The 14,456-nt window shown below is 62.1% G+C and carries 13 protein-coding genes; 9 read left to right on the forward strand and 4 right to left on the reverse strand.

All coding sequences use genetic code 11. The features are described 5' to 3' along the window. Positions 1–31 precede the first annotated feature (31 nt). Genes JYK05_RS19740 through JYK05_RS19750 form a run of 3 tightly spaced genes read left to right on the forward strand, consistent with a single transcriptional unit; the run spans position 32 to position 2,792 of the window. Entirely contained in the window at positions 32–1,045 is a 1,014-nt protein-coding gene (locus JYK05_RS19740; RefSeq protein WP_206470211.1) for an ABC transporter substrate-binding protein, read from the forward strand. A 50-nt stretch (positions 1,046–1,095) separates the two neighbouring features. Then, on the forward strand, positions 1,096–1,878 hold the full coding sequence (locus tag JYK05_RS19745) for an ABC transporter ATP-binding protein (RefSeq protein WP_175943957.1): 783 nt from the start codon (positions 1,096–1,098) through the stop codon (positions 1,876–1,878). Continuing rightward, positions 1,875–2,792 carry an ABC transporter permease gene (locus JYK05_RS19750; protein ID WP_175942971.1) on the forward strand — a complete coding sequence of 306 codons (918 nt, stop codon included), beginning with the start codon at positions 1,875–1,877 and terminating at the stop codon, positions 2,790–2,792. Before JYK05_RS19745 ends, JYK05_RS19750 begins: the two co-directional genes overlap by 4 nt. A gap of 69 nt (positions 2,793–2,861) precedes the next feature. On the opposite strand, the gene JYK05_RS19755 is transcribed toward JYK05_RS19750, so the two are convergent. After that, positions 2,862–3,440: a UbiX family flavin prenyltransferase gene (locus tag JYK05_RS19755; protein WP_371826480.1), complete on the reverse strand. Its 579-nt coding sequence runs from the start codon at positions 3,438–3,440 to the stop codon at positions 2,862–2,864. Next, positions 3,440–4,783 (reverse strand): UbiD family decarboxylase, encoded by a 1,344-nt coding sequence (locus JYK05_RS19760; RefSeq protein ID WP_206470213.1) that lies wholly within the window; start codon positions 4,781–4,783, stop codon positions 3,440–3,442. Before JYK05_RS19760 ends, JYK05_RS19755 begins: the two co-directional genes overlap by 1 nt. 245 nt (positions 4,784–5,028) lie before the next feature. On the opposite strand from JYK05_RS19760, the gene JYK05_RS19765 reads away from it, so the two are divergent. Both JYK05_RS19765 and JYK05_RS19770 read left to right on the forward strand, forming a co-directional pair. Next, complete coding sequence (locus tag JYK05_RS19765) at positions 5,029–6,141, forward strand: AraC family transcriptional regulator (RefSeq protein WP_206470215.1); 1,113 nt, start codon at positions 5,029–5,031, stop codon at positions 6,139–6,141. Positions 6,142–6,279: 138 nt separating this feature from the next. Further along, positions 6,280–7,701 (forward strand): aldehyde dehydrogenase family protein, encoded by a 1,422-nt coding sequence (locus JYK05_RS19770; protein WP_206470217.1) that lies wholly within the window; start codon positions 6,280–6,282, stop codon positions 7,699–7,701. Positions 7,702–8,417: 716 nt separating this feature from the next. Here the strand turns inward: JYK05_RS19770 and JYK05_RS19775 are convergent. Further along, entirely contained in the window at positions 8,418–9,074 is a 657-nt protein-coding gene (locus JYK05_RS19775) for an O-methyltransferase (RefSeq protein WP_206470219.1), read from the reverse strand. Positions 9,075–9,220: 146 nt separating this feature from the next. Here JYK05_RS19775 and JYK05_RS19780 point away from each other — a divergent pair, with 146 nt between their 5' ends. After that, complete coding sequence (locus tag JYK05_RS19780; RefSeq protein ID WP_175942984.1) at positions 9,221–9,898, forward strand: TetR/AcrR family transcriptional regulator; 678 nt, start codon at positions 9,221–9,223, stop codon at positions 9,896–9,898. A 269-nt stretch (positions 9,899–10,167) separates the two neighbouring features. On the opposite strand, the gene JYK05_RS19785 is transcribed toward JYK05_RS19780, so the two are convergent. Then, positions 10,168–10,908, reverse strand: coding sequence for a TetR/AcrR family transcriptional regulator (locus tag JYK05_RS19785; RefSeq protein ID WP_206470221.1), 741 nt, complete (start codon positions 10,906–10,908; stop codon positions 10,168–10,170). A gap of 504 nt (positions 10,909–11,412) precedes the next feature. On the opposite strand from JYK05_RS19785, the gene JYK05_RS19790 reads away from it, so the two are divergent. From JYK05_RS19790 to JYK05_RS19800, 3 genes are read left to right on the forward strand one after another with little or no spacing between them, the layout of a single operon-like run. Next, positions 11,413–12,366: an HlyD family secretion protein gene (locus JYK05_RS19790; protein ID WP_206470493.1), complete on the forward strand. Its 954-nt coding sequence runs from the start codon at positions 11,413–11,415 to the stop codon at positions 12,364–12,366. Then, on the forward strand, positions 12,363–13,307 hold the full coding sequence (locus JYK05_RS19795; protein ID WP_206470222.1) for an ABC transporter ATP-binding protein: 945 nt from the start codon (positions 12,363–12,365) through the stop codon (positions 13,305–13,307). The genes JYK05_RS19790 and JYK05_RS19795 overlap by 4 nt, the downstream gene beginning before the upstream one ends. Next, positions 13,304–14,446 (forward strand): ABC transporter permease, encoded by a 1,143-nt coding sequence (locus JYK05_RS19800; protein WP_206470224.1) that lies wholly within the window; start codon positions 13,304–13,306, stop codon positions 14,444–14,446. Before JYK05_RS19795 ends, JYK05_RS19800 begins: the two co-directional genes overlap by 4 nt. Positions 14,447–14,456: the final 10 nt, after the last annotated feature.

Raw genomic sequence — 14,456 nt, forward strand, 5'->3', positions numbered from 1 at the left:
CGGAGCGCCGAACCCGATACCGGAACACACCATGAAAGAACGCTTCAGCACGAGCGCACGCTCGACGAACCGCACGTTATCGACAGCACTGGGCGCGATCTGCGCCGCCGTGTTCGCCCTGACCGCGCTGCCGGCCGCGGCGGACCCGACCGTCATCGGCATTGCCAACCTCGGGCCGCACCCGTCGCTCGAAAAGACCATCGACGGCTTCAAGCAGCAGATGGCGAAGGAAGGCTATGTCGAAGGCAAGAACGTGAGCTATGTCTATAGCGACGCCAACTTCACACAGGCGCTGATGCCGCAGATGTTTTCGCAGATTGCCGCGAAGCATCCCGCGCTCATTCTGACGGTGACGACATCGGTATCGCAGGTGGCGCGCTCCGCGGTGCCCGATGCGAAGACGCCGCTCGTCTTCACTGAAGTCACGGATCCGGTCGCGGCGGGCCTCGTGCCGGGCTGGAAGCAGGGCGGCGATCGCTTCACGGGATCGTCGGATCTGCAGGATTTCGATGCCGTGCTCGCTTTCGCCAAGAAGGCGTTCCCCGGCGTGAAGTCGTTCGGCACGCTCTACAACCCCGGCGAAGCGAACGACGTTGTGACGACGAGGGCGCTCGAAGCCGCGGCGCAGCGCGCGGGACTCACGTTCAAGGCCGTCAGCGTCGATACGGTCAACGACATTACGCAGCGCGCGCAACTCTTGAAAGGCGTGGGCTTCGTGTACATCACCGGATCGAATCTAGTGCAGTCGGCCATCCCCGCCGTCGCGGCGAGCATGCAGCGCCTGAAGATTCCAGTCCTGAGCTCGGAGACCGAGTCCATCAAGAAGGGGATGGCGACCGCGTCGTATGCGGTGTCGCTGGAATCGGTCGGCGCGAATGCCGCGAAGCTTGCGGGCCGCGTGCTGAAGGGCGAGAAGACATCGGCGCTGCCGCCCGCATTGCCGACGCAATCGGACTACGTCACGCAGATCAGCAAGAGTCAATATCAGGCGCTGGGGTTGACGGTGCCCGCCGCTTTCGAGGATTGCAAATGCTTCGTCAACTGAACGGACGCAACCGGGCCAAGGTAACGACGATGCGCGAGCGCCACATTCCCATGCTGTCGGCCGAGAAGATCTGCAAGACATTCCACCCGGGCACCGTGGATGAGCGCATCGCGTTGTCGGATGTATCGCTCAAGCTGTTCGCCGGCGACTTTGCTGTCGTCGTGGGTGGCAACGGCGCGGGCAAGTCCACGTTCCTCAATCTGCTCGCGGGCGAAGTCACGCCCGACAGCGGCGCGATCGTGATTGACGGGCGGGACGTGACGCCGCTGCCCACGCACAAGCGCGCGCGGCATATCGCGCGGGTGTTTCAGGACCCGGCGGTCGGGACCGCCGCGGCGCTGAGTCTCGAAGAGAATCTCGCGGTGGCGAACCGGCGCGGCCTCAAGCGATCGTTCGGGCTCGGACTCACGAGCGCGCTGTCGAAGGAATTCTGCGACCGCATGGCGTCGTTCGATCTCGGGCTGGAAAAGCGCCTGAAGACGAAGGCTTCGCTGCTGTCGGGCGGCCAGCGTCAGGCATTGTCGCTGTTGATGGCCGTGCTGCAGCGCCCCCAGCTGCTGCTGCTCGACGAACACACGGCCGCGCTCGATCCGCGCACGGCGGCCATCGTCATGCGTGTGACCGAGCAGGTCGTGCGCGAGCAGAGCCTCACGACGATGATGGTCACGCACAACATGCAGCACGCCATCGACTTTGGCAATCGCCTGATCATGATGCGCGACGGACGCATCGTCGGCGATTTGAGCGGCGACGCGAAGCGCGCGATGACCATCGAGAAGCTGATGGCCTACTTCAACGAGGAGCCGGCGACGGCCTTGACGGTGAACGCATGAACTTCCTGAGTGGTTTTGTCGATCTGGTCCCGGTCGGCCTGATGCAAGGGCTGACCTATGCGTTGATTGCGATTGCGATCATGATCCCGTTTCGCATCCTCAACTTCGCCGACATGACGGGCGAGGGCGCGTTTCCGTTCGGCGCGTGCGTGTGCGCGAAGCTGCTGATGCTTGGCCTCAATCCGGTGATGGCCCTGCTCGGCGGTGCGCTGGCAGGCTTTCTCGCGGGAGTCGTCACCGGCTATATCCACGAGAAGGCGAAGGTCAACACGCTTCTATGCGGCATTCTCGTCTTGTCGATGCTCTATTCGATCGATATCCGCGTGATGGGCCAGCCGAACGCCGCGCTGTTCGCGTTCCCCAGCGTGTTCTCGTGGCTTCCCGGCGATGGCGGCGGCTATCTGCCTCGTATCGCGATGCTCGGCGTGATCGACGTGGCGATCGCTACATGCGTATTGTGGTTCCTCGGCACGGAGCATGGACTTGCGATGCGCGCGATCGGATCGAGTGCGTCGATGGCGAAGGCGCAGGGCATCAACGTGAAGGTGTACACGCTCGTCGGGCTCGGCCTGGCGAATCTGTTTGCCGCGATGGGCGGTGCGATGCTCGCGCAGAACCAGGGGTTCGCCGATGTGAACATGGGCTTCGGCGTGCTCGTGAACGGACTCGCGGCGCTGCTGCTCGGCGAAGCGGTGATCGGCAATCGCTCGATGACGCGGCAGGTGATCGCACCGGTCATCGGCTCGATCATCTACTTCCAGTTGATCTCGGTCGTGCTCGCGCTCGGGTTCCAGCCGTCTGACCTCAAGCTCGTCACGGCGCTGTTCGTGCTTGGCACCTTGCTGTCGATGGCGACGCGCAAGAAGCGCGGCGCGTCGAAGAAAAAGCTGGAGCCGATGGGCGCGAAGGTTTGACGCTGCCAACGCTCCAGAAAAGAAGGGCCGCCCGCAAGATTCGAGCGGCTCTTGTGCATTGCGCCTCGATCAGCGCAAGCCTTGCCAGCGTGCGTAGGCGTGATCGTCGTTGAGGCCGAACTGGTCGATCACGCGCTGCACCGTGTAATCGACCAGTTCGTCGATGCTGCCGGGCTTCGCATAGAACGACGGCAGCGGCGGCATGACGACGCCGCCCATCTGCGTCACGAGCGTCATGTTGTTCAGATGCGCGAGGGTGAGCGGCGTTTCACGCGCGAGCAGCACCAGCTTGCGCCGCTCCTTCAGCGTAACGTCGGCTGCTCGCGTGACGAGGTTGTCGTCGAGACCGTGCGCGATGGCCGCGAGCGTCTTCATCGAGCACGGCGCGATGACCATGCCGTCATGCTGGAACGATCCGCTTGCAAGCGTCGCGCCGATCTCGTTCGGCTCGTGCCACTGGTCGGCGCGCGCACGCATCGCGTTGCGATCGAGCGCCATCTCGTCGTGCAGCGTAAGCCATCCGGCGCGCGAGACGACGAGATGCGTTTCGACCGCGCGTTCGCGCAGCGCCGCAAGCAGACGCACGCCATAGACGGCGCCCGTCGCGCCCGTGATCGCAACGACGATACGGCGCGGGCGTTGCGCCATCATCGCAACGCCCGCGCGCCGGCTTGCGGCAGATAGTCTTCGAGCACGAGCGTATCGACGCCCGGAATCGACTTGCGTTCGAACTCGGCTTCGCGACCCCAGGGCTTCGTCGCATCGATGGCGAGCCGTCCCCAGTGGTCCTTGTGGGCATCGCGATAGAACCCCGGCACATTCTCGATGACCATCGTGCGCGTGTCCGCGCGCCCGCGTGTGAGGAATGCCCAGATCACTTCGTCCATGTCGTAGATGTCGATGTCCTTGTCGACGACGATGCACAGCTTGTTGTAATCGAGATGCGAGCCGAGCGCGGCAAGCAGCGCGTGTTGCGCGTGGCCGTCGTATTGCTTGTCGATCTTGATGATCGTATTCATCACCGTGGGCTTGCACGTGACGTCCAGCACGCCGCGCACTTGCGCCGATATCGCTTTGTAGATGCGTGCGGCCGTTGCCGCTTCGAGCGGTCGCAGGTCTTCGTCGGACCCGCAAATGAGGCCATGAAACACCGCGCCTTCACGCCAGCCGACATGCGTGACTTCGAACACATGGTTGTCGCCGACTTCGACGTAATAGCCCATGAATTCGCCGAACGGACCTTCGGGGCGCCGCTCGTTCGGCAGGATGCGGCCTTCGATGACGATCTCGGCGGCCACCGGAACGTCGAGCTCGACGGTAAGCGCGCGGCGCATCGCGAGGGGGCCGCCGCGAATGGCCGCGGCGAGCGCGAGTTCGTCGCCTTCCGGCGGCAGCGACACGCACGCGCTCATGAACAGCTCGGGCGCCGCGCCGATCAGAATGGCGGCTTCGAGCGCCTCGCCGCGCGCTTCCGCTCGCAACTGGTACTGCGCGAGGTCGTGACTGCTGCCGAGGCGAATGCGCAGTTCGTCGTCGGAAACGACCATCGAGCGATGAAACGAGAGGTTCGGCACGCCAGTGTCCGGGTCCTTCGCGAGGAAAATGCCAGAGGTGATGTACGGCGCGCCGTCGCGTTCGTGATAGGTGAGGATCGGCAGGTCGGACAGCTTGCCGGTGATCCAGTCCGATGGCATCGGCACATGTTCCACAGGGTTGTCGAGCGTCGATGCAAGCGTGATCTCGCGATCCAGACGAGCGCAGAACGTTTCTTCCGGCGCGCAGCGGATGATTTCGCGCAGCCGGTCGTGATCGCTATAGAGGTTGAGCAACACGGGCAGCCTGCTGCCGCGGACGTTCTCGAAGAGCACGGGCTTCGTGGTTTCGCGCTGCAGGCGTCGCGCGACGGCGGCGGCTTCGAAGCGCGGATCGACTTCGCGCGTAACGGTCAGCAAGTCGCCGCGTGCGCGCAGCCGGGAAAGGTAGTGTTTCATCGCGAAAAGAGGCATGACGAGGGATGAGCGCGGACTGCGCGCCTGTGGCCTTCTTATACCCGCCGCATTTTTTGCCGGGATACGCAAAGACGCCGCGAACCTAGGAAAAGCGGTTTTTCTTGCCTGGTCCGTCGATGCAGCGCGCTTGCATCGCCACGATACTTTTGGCGACCCATAATTCAGGTTCTTGAATGATCGAGCGAGCGTCCGGGCGGTAGCGGCGCACGCAACGGCCAGGAGACAGAATGACCGAATCACACGCTGGACTTTTCAGAAACGCGCTCGCAGGCCGGCAGGCGCGCCTCACCGAAGCGTTCTATCAACTGCGCGTGCAGCCCGATTGCGTGAGCGTTCCGGAGTTCGGCTTATACGGCGGAACCGTCACGGTGCCGGGCGGTGCGGAAGAGGGCGTGTGGAAGATGGCGAGCATTCGCGACGAAATCTATCTCGTCGTATCGGACTGCAACTATGCGCATAGCCGCTCGGAGAAGATCCTTCCCGAAGGCTTCGTCGAGTTTCATTTCTCGATTGCAGGACCGGCGAGTGTCGACTTCTCCGATACGGGGCATCTGCATGTGAACGCGCCGAATCTGCTCGTGTGCAGTCAGGGCACGGACGTGCAGTATCAGGTGACGTGCGGGCCGGGGCCGTGGCAATCGGTCGGCATGTACGTGACGCGGCGCTACTTCGACCGCCTCGTGCAAGCGCTCGGCGGCGAGGCCGACAAGATTCGCGCGGAACTGGCATCGATCGATCGCGATCAGATCTACAACCGGCAGATGCCCTTCAGTGTCGACGCGCTGCAGATTGCCGAGCAATTGCTGGCATCGCCATATAAGGGTGCGCGTCAGCTCTTCTATCTCGAAGGCAAGTGCAACGAAATACTGTGCGCGTGCATCGAAATGTGGCTCACGCATCTGCGCGACGATTCTCCGGGCGAGACGCTTTCCGCACGCGATCTCCGGCTGATCGAACAGGCGCAGCGGATGATTGTTGCGGACTTGCGCGTCGCGCCGACGATTCCGGAGCTCGCGCGCGCCGTTGGAACGAACGCGTCGAAGCTGAAGCGCGGTTTTAAGTTTCTATATGGCATGACGATTTTCGAATACGGGCATCGATGCCGGATGAATCATGCATTGCGATTGCTCGTCGACGAGCGCTTGCCCGTTGGACAAGTCGCTCTTGCAACGAGTTATCAGCATCAGACGAGCTTCACGGCGGCGTTTCGCGACTACTTCGGCTTCGCGCCGAAAGACGCGCGGCGTCTCGCTAGCCCTTCCACGCAGCAGCGCGATGCACCGGAAGCCGCGCGTGCAAGAAGCGAAACCGGCAACGCGGATACCGCGGACAAGCGTTGATATCGGAACAACGCTCTCACTTGTAGGAAATCGGCCGCATCTCGCGCGCGTGACTGCCGTGTCGAAATATCTGTTGTTAGCATCGTCCTTACTTTGGACAACCGCCCATCACCGGGCAGACAACAGACCGGAATCACGATGAAGTCAATCAAGGTACGCAACCCCCGCACGGGCGAACACGACTACGAATTCAATGCGGCATCCACGGACGATGTCGCTCTCGTAATCGCGCAGGCACGCGACGCACAGCGCGCATGGAACGCGCTCGGACTCGAACATCGCACAAAGGCGCTCGGCGAATGGGCCGCGCAACTGGAGGCGAACGGCAAGCAGATCGTCGATGCGCTGTCCGTCGATACGGCGCGCCGCCGCATCTCCGAGGAAGAACTCGGCGCGGTCATTCACTTCATCCACGGCTTCTGCGATGCCGCGCCCGAAGTGCTCGCCACGCCGTTCCGCAAGCTCGACGCGCATCCCGATGTCGTATTCAAGGTGACGTATTCGCCGTACCCGGTGGTAGGCGTCATCAGCCCTTGGAATTTTCCGCTCGTGCTGTCCTTCATCGACGCGATTCCCGCTCTTGTCGCGGGTGCGGCCGTCGTCATCAAGCCGAGTGAAGTCACGCCGCGCTTCGTCGAACCGCTGAAGCGATCACTCGATGCGGTGCCGGCGCTCAGAGGCATCGTCAATCTCGTGCAGGGCGCGGCCGAAACGGGCGCGGCGATCGTCGCGCAATCGGATGCGGTCGTCTTCACCGGCAGCGTGCCGACGGGCCAGAAAATTGCGGCAGCGGCCGCGCAGGCCTTTATTCCCGCGTTCCTAGAACTCGGAGGCAAGGATGCGGCCGTCGTGCTCGAGGGATCGGACGTGAAGCGCGCAGCGACCAGCATCTTGCGCAGCGCGCTCTATAACTCGGGGCAGGTCTGCTATGCGATCGAACGCGTGTATGCGCACGATTCGCTTTACGATGCGCTCGTCGCCGAACTCACGAGGCAAGCGCAGACACTCAAGCGCAGTCACGCAGCGGGCGACGGCGGTCACTACGGCCCGATGATCTTCGGTCAGCAGGCGTCCATCATCGATGCGCAGCTCGATGATGCGCTCGCGAAGGGCGCAAAGATCGTGCTCGGCGGCAGGAGCGAGACGGTGAACGGCGCGGTGTGGATCGATCCGACCATCGTCACCGATGTGACGCACGAGATGACGCTGATGACGGACGAGACTTTCGGGCCTGTAGTGCCGGTGATGCGCTTCTCGACCGCGGACGAAGCCGAGCGCTTGATGAACGATTCGATGTTTGGGCTGAGCGGCGCAGTATTCGGCCCGGACACGCACACGGCCGGTGACTTTGCGACGAAGATGGAAGCGGGCGGCGTGAGCATCAACGATACGGAACTGCCGCGCGTAATGATGTTCGCCGGCGAAAAGACCGCGTTCAAAAAGTCGGGCATGGGCGGATCGCGCTATGGGGCGACGAGCATTATGCGCTACGTAAGAAAGCGTGCGCTGCTCGCCAACGAAGGTCCGGTGCCGCCGCTAGAGAAGCTGGCGGAGGTCTAATGGACTGGAAACACAAGATCGCGCGGCGGAGGGGCAGTAAAAAGGCGCATTGCTCGAAAGTGCCGTATTGCGCCCCTCACGCGGGACGCAGCCACGCTGGCGCACGGTCCGGCCGAACTTGGGGACTGACTCGAACGGGTTGATCCGTAGATAGTCTCCGATGCCCGGAGTCCGCGGCGCAGTGCTCGAGATTTCGCCGTTTTATCCGCCGGCGCCAATGTTTCGATTACGTATGATCCGACAGATAGGCCCGCACAACTGCACCGCGACGCCGGGCGGACGTGATCGGGTAGAGGGCAGATCAACGACAAAAGCGCTGGCACTCGCCGTTGCCTGACACCGTTGCGCATTGAAACACGGCCACACGTCCAGCACCGCGAAGATGGGTTTCCGTGCGAACGCGCCGTTGCGGTTGCTGCGCTGGACTGCGGACAAAGCCCGAGCCTCAACGCGGCAACGGCGGCGCGCACAGCGGCGCTACAGCACCACACTCCTCTGTTCCTCGACGAACCGTCCCTGCGCGGCGCGGTTTCGTTAGGCGTTGGTGTGCGGAAGGAGAAACACCACGAACAATCAGAACTCGTCGACGCGGTCGCCTCGAGTGCGCGTATCGCCGAATCGGAGGCCGAGCAGACGAGTATTGCTATCCTCGCCACAATCTCGAATGAGGTCGCTGCGGGTGGGGCAGGAAGCTTCGTCGCGACTGCTTAGGCGCCCTAGGCAATCTTCAATGCGAGTTCGGTCCCGCGCTTGATCGGCAACGTGGTCGAGATGAAACCACTCGCTGGGTCACGAATGTATTCGATGAAGTCTGGTTCCGCATTGTCGTTCAACACATAGCCCCCAACGCGAAGCTGCGGGGCGACAATCTCGATCACGCTGCGCGCAAGCGAAGGACCCTCCGGAGATGGCCAGCCATCGATCAGCGCGAAATCCACCAGACCACCAACGTTACGCAGCGTTTCTCGCGCGTCGCCCACTCGGATATCGGCAAAATCCGCGAGCCCGGCGTCGGCGAGGTTGGCACGCGCGATTGCCGCCTTTTCCTCCACCAGCTCTGAGCCGATCACGAGGCCACCACCGTTGTCACGCATTGCAGCGGCGAAATAGAGCGCCGACATGCCGATCGAAGTCGCGAAATCCACGACCCGTTTCGCGCTCATCGCGCGGCAAAGCAAATAGATGAGGTCGCCCTGATCGGGATGGATCGAGAAGCCGTACTCGGCGAAAGCGTGCGCGTCATATCGAGACGGCCCGTCGAAGGCTTCGCGTGCCGGGTGACGGCGTGACGAGTTCAGCCGCTGGATTACCTCCAGCACTCGGGCATCGCGAATTGGGCTGAGCCCGCTAGAGTGCGGTATTTCATGTGGCATAAGTTTCTTCCTTGCGGAACGAGTTAGGGTCGCTGGTAGCTTCGCGAGAAGCGAACCGGGTGACGTTAGCGCGCCTACCGTATTGAGTAGCTGGACTATAATTTCGGTACTGAGATAGTACCAAAGGGCGGCGAGGCAGGTGGGCGATGGTAAAAGACGGTAACGAACTTGATGGCAGGCTTTCTTCGACCTCGGCGCGACGACCGGGGCGACCGAGGGCGAATGAGTCCGAGGAACGCCGGCGCGCGATTCTCGCCGCAGCACGTCAGTCATTCGTCGAACTTGGCTTCGCCCGTACGACCACCGCCGAGGTAGCCGCCAGAGCGAAAGTATCCAAGCGCGCGATCTACGAGGCTTTCACAAACCGGACGGAGCTTTTCGCCGAAGTGATCCGCGATTGTCAGCACCTCATTGTCGACCTGCCGAGACCTGAAGACGAGGAACTGCCCCTTCTTGATACGCTCATTCGGATTTTTCGGCTCGACCTCGACGACGATGCAGAAAGGGCGCGGGAGGCGATGCTCAACTTGATCGTTAGGGAGAGCACCTTACTGCCGGAACTGTCCGACTATCTCTATGAGAACGGAGCGCTGCGCTCTCGCGAGGCACTTATCGAATGGCTTCTGCTTGAGTCGGCACGCGGCCGGATATCAGTCGACGACCCATTAGTCGATGCGGGCATGCTAATGGACATGGTATTCGGAGCGCTGTTACCGCGACGCAGGTCGACAGAGGCGACGGACCGGATGCTCAGGCGCGACCACATCAAAAAGCGGCTCGCTATCTACCTCCGCGGGATTGGTGCGGATCCGCTCAGCGGTTAACGCGAGAGAAGTGAACTGGGTTTCGGGCGCGGGTACGGCGGGAATCACGAGCGCCAGTTGTTCTCTGCGGCGTTTATGCTAGATCGGGTGCACTGGCGATCCACATTCTCGGTTGCTACGACTCTTTCAATTTTGGCCCACGGTCAGTCAGTGTACCGTTCGCAGCGGGCTACGGAAGCGCGGGGTCGCTGTCTCAGCGCCCATCGCGCCCTGTCGTCACTGCTAGTACAAGGTCTGTCCGGGATAACCGCCAGCAGCATTGAGCACACCTAGCTTGTCTCCGGAGCCGGTAAGCTCCGGCGTCCAACACGTCGTCGAGCGGGCGAACCCGTTTGCGATGATGGACACAGACCAGCAAGTACCGTCCTGGCGTGTTGTTGAGCCAGTGTAGCCAAGTCCACCGGCTCGAACCCCAGTGGCGCGAGCACCTGCCGTGAAAGGATTGCCGCGAACATCGGGCCCACGAGCGAAAAGACATGGGCCCGCGGCTCGCCTTCGCACACTTCGCCTTTCATCTGCGAGCGCTCGACCAGCGCCTGCAAAGCATCGAACATCGGCGCCACCACCTCTTCCACCCAAATTCGTCCAAGGTCCGGGAAGCGCTCGCTTTCCCTCAGGATCAGTGCGGCGATGCGTGGGCCGAGACTGTTTCCAATCGACGTCGCTGCGCGCAAAAGAAACAGCGGCACGAACTCGGCGAATGCGCCGTCGTACTGCCGGATCGTTTCACTTAGTTGCCGGACGTTGGTTGCCGTCACTTGCTGGACGACCGCGCGAAACAAATGCTCCTTGGTTTCGAAGTACAGGTAGACCGTTCCCTTTGCGACACCAGCGCGGCGCGCCACGTCATCGAGTCTAGTTGCCTCGTAACCCGCCTCGAGGAAGCAGGCAAGCGCGACGTCGATGATCTCACCTGGCCGCGCGTCCTTGCGGCGCCGGCGTTTAGCGGGTTCGGCAGCGGGACTCAATGTCGATCCTGAATCGATTTGGGAGCTTTGAGTGCGTTTCATTCTCTTACTGGGAAGTTCGATAGGCGCGGTGCGCCAAAGACAGACCGGGTCGCGGCAAGACGCTCACCCGGTAGGTGGTCGATTGTTGCTCTGGCATTGACCTTCCCGTCACGCCGTCATGATAGCCCGCGCCTGCTCATTTCGTTGCGTCCGTTGAATCGGCAGCTATGAATTCGGCTGCTCCCCGCGTTGACCCGATCCAGGCCTCCCAAAGCAGAACTTGCAATTTAATGACCTAGAAGTCATTATCTATCCCAGCACGACTGCTCCTGCATGAAAACGCGCGGGTGGTGAGCGGTCGCACAGCAGAACGGGATATGCCGTACGCGCAAATCGCACGTCCGTAGCGGGAGAAAAAAGTTGGAAGACAGTCATCCACCGATCAAGTGCGCGAAGCTAGGCGGTCGCGTCATCGCGCAGCCGTTTTGGCACGACAGCCCAGTCGAGGCAACGCCCCGCAGCTGCACGTACCACGCGGCGCAGCCCCGCAACGCTCAGTCCGTCATACGTACCGCGCTCGTCGCAGGAGGCGCGCTCGCTCTTACTGCGCTCGCCGGTTGTTCGCACCAGGATGCGCCTTCATATCAAGGCTACGTCGAAGGAGAATTCGTCTATCTGAGTTCGTCGCAGGCCGGCACGCTCACGCAGTTGGCAGTCACGCGCGGACAGACGGTAGGTTCGGGCATATCCGTGTTCACACTGGAGTCTGGAAGCGAAACTGCGGCATTGAACCAGGCGCGGCAGCAGCTCGCATCGGCGCGAGCACAGTTGCACGACATCCAGACGGGCAAGCGCCCGGTCGAAATAGACGTAACGAAAGCGCAACTCGCGCAAGCCAGCGCGAACGCGCGCAAGGCCGCGCTGCAACTCACGCGCGACGAGGCACAGTTCAGTGCAGGCGGCATTTCCAGAGCCCAACTTGACGATTCGCGTGCGAACGCCGAGTCGACCGCGGCTCAGGTTCGTGAGCTCTCTCTTCAGATCGACGTCGCCCGGCTACCCGGACGCCAACAGCAAATCAGTGCGCAGTCGGCGCAAGTCGAGGCCGCGCAGGCCGCCGTCGCCCAGGCGCAATGGAAGCTCGATCAGAAGCAGGTGACGGCTCCTGCCCAGGGCCGCGTGTACGACACGCTGTTCCGCGTCGGCGAATGGGTGGCGGCAGGTAGCCCGGTCGTCCAGATGCTGCCGCCGCAGAACGTCAAGGTGCGGTTCTTCGTTCCGGAAACAGTGGCGGGAGCGCTGCAGCCGGGCCGCGCGCTGACGATCCATTGCGACGGTTGTGCTGCCGATGTATCGGCAAAGATAACCTACGTGTCGAATGAGGCGGAGTACACCCCGCCGGTGATTTACAGCAACGAGCGCCGCTCGAAACTCGTCTACCTGGTCGAAGCGCATCCCGCCGTCGCCGATGCCGAAAAGCTTCGTCCGGGGCAGCCTGTCGCGGTGATGCTGCAATGAGGCCTTCTGAGCAGCAGTACGCGATCGACGTGCACGGGATGAACAAGCATTTCGGCGACAAGCATGTCGTCAACGATGTGTCGTTGCAGGTGGCGCAAGGTGAGATCTTCGGCTTTCTCGGGCCGAATGGCAGTGGCAAGACAACCTCGATCCGGCTGATGTGCGGATTGTTGACCCCAGACTCGGGCAGCGGCAAGTGCCTTGGCTACGACATCCTGACGCAGAGCGCCCTGATCAAGCGCAACGTCGGCTATATGACGCAGCGCTTCTCGTTCTGGGAAGACATGACCATCCGCGAGAACCTCGACTTCGTCGCGCGCGTTTATGGAATGAAAAACCGCCGCGAGAAAGTCGACGCGACGCTCGAAACGCTCGGCTTGCAAAGCCGTGCGAACCAGTTGACCGGCGCGCTATCGGGCGGGTGGAAACAGCGGCTGGCGCTGGCCGCCTGCATGCTGCACGAGCCGCGTCTGCTGCTGCTCGATGAACCGACCGCCGGTGTCGATCCGACCGCACGGCGCGATTTCTGGGAGGAACTGCACCGTCTCGCCGCGCGTGGCATCTCGGTGCTCGTCAGCACGCACTACATGGACGAGGCGGAACGCTGTCACAAGCTCGCCTATATCGCGTACGGCAAGCTGCTCGCGCATGGAACATCGAAGGAAGTGATCGACTCGCAAAACCTCGCGACCTGGTCGATTTCCGGCGCAAATCTCTCCGAGCTGTCCGAGCAGTTGCGCGCAACGGATGGTGTCGATCAAACCGTCGTATTCGGCTCAGCCTTGCATGCGAGCGGCCACGATCATGCGGCGCTGGAAGCCGCGATCCGCCGAGCGACAAACGGCAAGGCGGTACACATCGAGCAAATCGGCACGGGCCTCGAGGACGTCTTCATCTACATGATGAACCGCTCTGCCGACAACTATGGGATCAGACCGTGAACCCCGATGCCTTCTTTTCGCCCACGCGCTGGTGGAGCATTGTGCTGAAAGAGCTGTTGCAATTGCGACGGGACCGCATCACGTTCGCGATGATCGTCGGCTTGCCGGTCGTCCAACTGGCGCTTTTCGGCTTCGCGATCAACACCGACCCGAAGCATCTGCCCACCGCGGTGATTCTCGCGGACCAAAGCCCGTTTTCGCGCAGCTTCGTCGCGGCAATGGAGAACTCCGAATACTTCCGGATTGTCGACACGCTTCATACCGAGGAAGAGGGACGTCGCGCGCTCGCCGAAGGGCGCGTGCAGTTCGTGCTGACGGTTCCCGCCGACTTCTCAACGAAATTGCTGCGCGGCGAACGGCCCGCGTTGCTTGTCGAAGCCGATGCAACCGATCCAACCGGGACCGGCACCGCAATCGGGGCGTTGCCAAGCCTCGTTCAGCCAGTGGCCGACAAGGACATCACCGGGCCGCTTGCGCATCTGAACGGCACGCCCAATGCTTTTAGCGTGCAGGTGCAGCGTCTCTACAATCCGGAAGGGATCACGCAATACAACGTCGTGCCAGGGCTGATGGGCATCATTCTGACCATGACGATGGTGATGATGACGGGCCTCGCCATCACCCGCGAACGCGAGCGCGGAACGATGGAAAACCTTCTCGCGACACCGGTGCTGCCGCTCGAGGTGATGACCGGCAAGATCGTGCCGTATGTGGCGATCGGGCTGGTGCAGGTCTCCATCATCCTCGCCGCGTGTCGTTACGTGTTCAACGTGCCTTTCGAAGGCAGCGTGCTGGCGATTTACCTCACCTCACTGTTATTCATCGCCGCGAACCTGACCGTTGGCATCACGCTGTCGTCGCTCGCGCAGAACCAGTTGCAGGCCGTGCAGCTGACCTTCTTCTATTTTCTACCCAGCATGCTGTTGTCCGGCTTCATGTTTCCGTTCGCGGGGATGCCGCGCTGGGCGCAATGGATTGGCAATGTACTGCCGCTCACGTATTTCAACCGCCTGGTGCGCGGCATTCTGCTCAAAGGCAACGGATGGACCGAACTGTGGCCATCGGTGTGGCCGCTCGCGTTGTTCACCGTGGTCGTGCTGGGTATCGCTTTGCGCTTTTACCGGCGCACGCTCGATTAGGAGAATCCGG

Source organism: Caballeronia sp. M1242 (assembly GCF_017220215.1).
Lineage (GTDB): Bacteria > Pseudomonadota > Gammaproteobacteria > Burkholderiales > Burkholderiaceae > Caballeronia.

Excerpts from the sequence above, each read along its gene's own strand:
- JYK05_RS19740 (WP_206470211.1), top strand. The coding sequence starts at position 32 with ATGAAAGAACGCTTCAGCACGAGCGCACGCTCGACGAACCGCACGTTA.
- JYK05_RS19745 (WP_175943957.1), top strand. The coding sequence starts at position 1,096 with ATGCTGTCGGCCGAGAAGATCTGCAAGACATTCCACCCGGGCACCGTG.
- JYK05_RS19750 (WP_175942971.1), top strand. The coding sequence starts at position 1,875 with ATGAACTTCCTGAGTGGTTTTGTCGATCTGGTCCCGGTCGGCCTGATG.
- JYK05_RS19755 (WP_371826480.1), bottom strand. The coding sequence starts at position 3,440 with ATGGCGCAACGCCCGCGCCGTATCGTCGTTGCGATCACGGGCGCGACG.
- JYK05_RS19760 (WP_206470213.1), bottom strand. The coding sequence starts at position 4,783 with ATGAAACACTACCTTTCCCGGCTGCGCGCACGCGGCGACTTGCTGACC.
- JYK05_RS19765 (WP_206470215.1), top strand. The coding sequence starts at position 5,029 with ATGACCGAATCACACGCTGGACTTTTCAGAAACGCGCTCGCAGGCCGG.
- JYK05_RS19770 (WP_206470217.1), top strand. The coding sequence starts at position 6,280 with ATGAAGTCAATCAAGGTACGCAACCCCCGCACGGGCGAACACGACTAC.
- JYK05_RS19775 (WP_206470219.1), bottom strand. The coding sequence starts at position 9,074 with ATGCCACATGAAATACCGCACTCTAGCGGGCTCAGCCCAATTCGCGAT.
- JYK05_RS19780 (WP_175942984.1), top strand. The coding sequence starts at position 9,221 with ATGGTAAAAGACGGTAACGAACTTGATGGCAGGCTTTCTTCGACCTCG.
- JYK05_RS19785 (WP_206470221.1), bottom strand. The coding sequence starts at position 10,908 with ATGAAACGCACTCAAAGCTCCCAAATCGATTCAGGATCGACATTGAGT.
- JYK05_RS19795 (WP_206470222.1), top strand. The coding sequence starts at position 12,363 with ATGAGGCCTTCTGAGCAGCAGTACGCGATCGACGTGCACGGGATGAAC.